General features: G+C 73.3%; 5 protein-coding genes. All 5 read left to right on the forward strand.

Features of this window, described 5'->3' with window-relative positions; all coding sequences use genetic code 11:
- A partial coding sequence (locus HW445_RS20065; protein WP_180222373.1) for an acetyl-CoA carboxylase biotin carboxyl carrier protein subunit occupies positions 1–505 on the forward strand: 505 nt, incomplete at its 5' end.
- Positions 502–1,662, forward strand: coding sequence for an acyl-CoA dehydrogenase family protein (locus tag HW445_RS20070; protein WP_180222374.1), 1,161 nt, complete (start codon positions 502–504; stop codon positions 1,660–1,662). The genes HW445_RS20065 and HW445_RS20070, both read left to right, overlap by 4 nt.
- A gap of 72 nt (positions 1,663–1,734) precedes the next feature.
- The gene (locus HW445_RS20075) at positions 1,735–3,300 is read left to right on the forward strand and encodes a 4-coumarate--CoA ligase family protein (RefSeq protein ID WP_180222375.1); all 1,566 of its coding nucleotides are present in this window, start codon (positions 1,735–1,737) and stop codon (positions 3,298–3,300) included.
- A 24-nt stretch (positions 3,301–3,324) separates the two neighbouring features.
- A complete protein-coding gene (locus tag HW445_RS20080; protein ID WP_180222376.1) occupies positions 3,325–4,077 on the forward strand; it encodes an enoyl-CoA hydratase family protein in 753 nt (250 codons plus the stop codon).
- Positions 4,065–4,342, forward strand: a 278-nt coding sequence (locus tag HW445_RS20085) for a TetR family transcriptional regulator (RefSeq protein ID WP_180222377.1), incomplete at its 3' end; no start/stop codon positions are given. The genes HW445_RS20080 and HW445_RS20085, both read left to right, overlap by 13 nt.

Here is a 4,342-nt window from a genome sequence, read left to right on the forward strand (position 1 = left end):
GACCCGCCGGTACCGGGCGGGGGAGACGGAGCACGAGGTCTCCTACCGCTGGACCCGGCAGGGCCTGGCGGCCGACGCGGCGGGCGTGGTGCACGCCGGCCCCGCACTGGTCGTCCTGGAGACGGGGGGCGTGCGGCGCCGGTACGAGGTGGCCCGGTACGACGGCGGGCAGGTCTTCGTGAACGGCGCCGCGCTCACCGAGCTGCCCCGGTTCCCCGAGCCGGAGACCCGCCGGGAGCCCGGCTCGCTGCTCGCGCCGATGCCCGGAACCGTCGTCCGGGTCGCCGAGGGCCTGGCCGTCGGCTCCGAGGTCACCGAGGGCCGACCACTGCTGTGGCTGGAGGCGATGAAGATGGAGCACCGCGTCACCGCCCCGGTCACCGGCACCCTGACGGCACTGCACGCCGAACCCGGCCGCCAGGTCGAGGTCGGCGCGCTGCTCGCCGTCGTCCAGGCACCGCCGAAGGAAGCGGACCGTTCCGCCGACCACGAGGAGAGCCAGTGAGCGTCGTCATCGAGACCGAGGAGCACAAGGCGCTGCGGGAGGCCGTCGCCGCGCTGGGCCGCCGCTACGGGCGGGCGTACGTCACCCGGGCGATGGAGGAGGGCAAGGGCCCCGAGGAGCTGTGGAGCGAGGCGGGCAAGCTGGGCTACCTCGGCGTCAGCCTGCCCGAGGAGTACGGCGGCGGGGGCGGCGGCATCTACGAGCTGTCGCTGGTGCTGGAGGAGCTCGGCGCGGCGGGCTGCCCGCTGCTCCTGCTGGTGGTCTCCCCGGCCATCTGCGGCACGATCATCGCCCGCTACGGCACCGAGGAGCAGAAGCGGGAGTGGCTGCCCGGCCTGGCCGACGGCAGCAAGGTCATGTCGTTCGGCATCACCGAGCCGGACGCCGGCTCCAACAGCCACCGCATCACCACCACCGCCCGCCGCGACGGCGACACGTGGGTGCTCAACGGGCGCAAGGTCTTCATCTCCGGCGTGGACATCTCCGACGCCACCCTGATCGTGGGCCGCACCGAGGACGCCCGCACCGGCAGGCTCAAGCCCGCCCTGTTCGTCGTCCCGCGCGACACGCCGGGCTTCCACCGCACCGTGCTCGACATGGAACTGGCCGCCGCCGAGAAGCAGTTCGAGCTGGTCCTCGACGACGTGCGGCTGCCCGCCGACGCGCTGGTGGGCGACGAGGACGCGGGGCTCCTCCAGCTCTTCGCCGGGCTCAACCCGGAGCGGGTGATGACCGCCGCCTTCGCCGTGGGCATGGCCCGGTTCGCGCTCGCCAGGGCGATCGAGTACGCCAAGGAGCGGCAGGTCTGGAAGACCCCCATCGGCGCCCACCAGGCCGTCCAGCACCCGCTGGCCGTCGCGCACATCGAGGTGGAGACCGCCAAGCTGATGATGCAGAAGGCCGCCCACCTCTGCGACGCCGGCGACGACCTGGCCGCGGGCGAGGCCGCCAACATGGCGAAGTACGCGGCGGGCGAGGCCTGCGTGAAGGCGGTGGACACCGCCGTGCACACCCTGGGCGGCAACGGCCTCACCAAGGAGTTCGGCCTCGCCTCGCTGGTCAACGCGGCGCGGGTGGCCCGGATCGCCCCGGTCAGCCGGGAAATGATCCTGAACTTCGTCTCGCATCAGACGCTGGGTCTTCCCAAGTCCTACTGATATCGCCATATTTGGCGGCCACGCCCCAGCAGGGGCGCACATCGGCACAGCGTCGTGCGACAAGGAGCCTTCATGTTCCGCAGCGAGTACGCAGATGTCCCCGCCGTCGAGGAGCCCATCCACGACGCGGTGCTCGGCCGGGCCGCCGAACGCGGCGACACCCCCGCACTGATCGACGGCACCAACGGCATGACCCTGACCTACGCCCAGGTCGACGCCTTCCACCGCAGGGTGGCGGCCGGCCTGGCGGAGGCGGGACTGGTCAAGGGGGACGTGCTCGCCCTGCACAGCCCCAACACGGTCGCCTTCCCGATCGCCTTCTACGCGGCGACCCGGGCGGGCGCGGCCGTCACCACCGTCCACCCGCTGGCCACCGCCGAGGAGTTCGCCAAGCAGCTCACCGACTCCTCGGCGCGCTGGATCGTGACCGTCTCCCCGCTGCTGGAGACCGCGAAGGCGGCCGCGGAGCTCGCGGGCGGCGTCCGGGAGATCTACGTCTGCGACAGCGCCCCCGGGCACCGCTCGCTGATGGACTTCCTGGGCTCCACCGCCCCCGAGCCGCAGGTCCCGATCGACCCGGCCGAGGACGTCGCCGCCCTGCCGTACTCCTCGGGCACCACCGGCACGCCCAAGGGCGTGATGCTCACCCACCGGTCGATCGCCACCAACCTCGCCCAGCTGGAACCGGCGGTGCCCACCGGGGAGGGCGAGCGGATCCTCGCCGTCCTGCCCTTCTTCCACATATACGGGCTCACCGCCCTGATGAACGCCCCGCTGCGGCAGGGCGCCACGGTGGTGGTGCTGCCCCGCTTCGAGCTGGACGTCTTCCTCACCGCCGTCGAGAAGCACCGGATCACCGCCCTCTACGTCGCCCCGCCGATCGTGCTGGCCCTCGCCAAGCACCCCGCGGTCGACGGCTACGACCTCTCCTCGGTGCGGTACGTCATCAGCGCCGCCGCACCGCTGGACGCCGAGCTGGCGGAGGCGTGCCGGACACGGCTCGGGGTGCCGTCGGTCGGCCAGGCGTACGGCATGACCGAACTGTCGCCCGGCACCCACGTCGTCCCGCCCCTCGCGCGGGACGCCCCGGCCGGCACCGTCGGCAAGCTGATCGCCGGCACCGAGATGCGGATCGTCTCGCTGGACGACCCGGAGAAGGACCTCGGCCCGGGCGGGACCGGCGAGATCCTGATCCGCGGCCCCCAGGTGATGAAGGGCTACCTGGGCCGCCCCGAGGCCACCGACGCCATGGTCGACGCCGACGGCTGGCTGCACACCGGCGACGTCGGCCGGGTCGACGAGGACGGCTGGCTCTTCGTGGTGGACCGGGTCAAGGAGCTGATCAAGTACAAGGGCTACCAGGTCGCACCCGCCGAGCTGGAGGCCCTGCTGCTCACCCACCCCGGCATCGCCGACGCGGCGGTCATCGGGGTCTACGACGACGACTCCAACGAGGTCCCGGCCGCCTTCGTGGTCCGCCAGGCCGGTGCGGAGGAGCTCACCGGGGCGGACGTGACCGCCTATGTCGCCGACCGCGTCGCCCCGTACAAGCGGGTGCGGCGGGTCACCTTCGTCGACGCCGTGCCGCGCGCGGTCAGCGGCAAGATCCTGCGACGCGAACTGAGGGAACGAGCATGAGGGAACGAGCATGAGGGAACGCACATGACGGACACATCCGCGGACCTGGTGCGGCGGTCGGACGAGCGGGGCGTCGCCACGCTCGTCCTGGACTCGCCGGCCAACCGCAACGCCCTGTCGGCCGCCCTCGTCGGGCGGCTGGCCGGGCTGTTCGAGGAGTGCGCCGACGACCGGGACGTGCGGGCGGTGGTGCTCACCCACACCGGTACCACCTTCTGCGCCGGCGCCGACCTGCGCGACCCCCCGCCGCCCGAGGCGCTGACCGGGCTGCTGCGGCGGATGCTGGAACTGCCCAAGCCGGTGGTCGGGCGGGTGGACGGGCACGTCCGGGCGGGCGGGTTCGGGCTGCTGGGCGCCTGCGACATCGTCGCCGCCTCCTCGGCCCGGTCGACCTTCGCGCTGACCGAGGTGCGGATCGGGGTGGCCCCGGCGGTCGTCTCGCTCACCCTGCTGCCCCGCGTCGAACCCCGCGCCCTGTCCCGCTACTACCTCACCGGGGAGCGGTTCGACGCGGCCGAGGCCGCGCGGATCGGCCTGGTGACGGCGGCCGGCGAGGACGTCGACCAGGTGCTGGAGCCGGTCCTGGACGGTCTGCGCCGCGCCTCCCCGCAGGCCCTCGCCCGGACCAAACCGCTGGTCACGGCTAAGGTGCTGGAGAACTTCGACCGGGACGCGGAAGAACTGTCCGCGCTCTCGGCCCGGTTGTTCTCCTCCGACGAGGCGCGAGAGGGGATGACCGCCTTCCTCGAGCGACGGGATCCCGCGTGGGTGATGTGAACCAGGCGACGTCCGCGGCGGCGCGCGCCCCCAAGCAGGACCGCAGCCGGGCCACCCGGCAGCGGCTGCTGGAGGCCGCCGTCGCCTGCCTCGCCGAGCACGGCTGGGCGGGCTCCACGGTCGCCGTCGTCGCCGAACGGGCCGGCGTCTCCCGGGGCGCCGCCCAGCACCACTTCCCCACCCGCGAGGACCTGTTCACCGCGGCCGTCGAGCACGTCGCCGAGGAACGCTCCACCGCCCTGCGGGAGTTGTTCCCGCAGGGCGC

Source organism: Streptomyces sp. UH6, from assembly GCF_013421635.1.
GTDB classification, from domain to species: domain Bacteria; phylum Actinomycetota; class Actinomycetes; order Streptomycetales; family Streptomycetaceae; genus Streptomyces; species Streptomyces abyssomicinicus.

Coding starts and splice junctions, on each gene's coding strand:
- HW445_RS20075 (WP_180222375.1), top strand. CDS start 1,735: ATGTTCCGCAGCGAGTACGCAGATGTCCCCGCCGTCGAGGAGCCCATC.
- HW445_RS20080 (WP_180222376.1), top strand. CDS start 3,325: ATGACGGACACATCCGCGGACCTGGTGCGGCGGTCGGACGAGCGGGGC.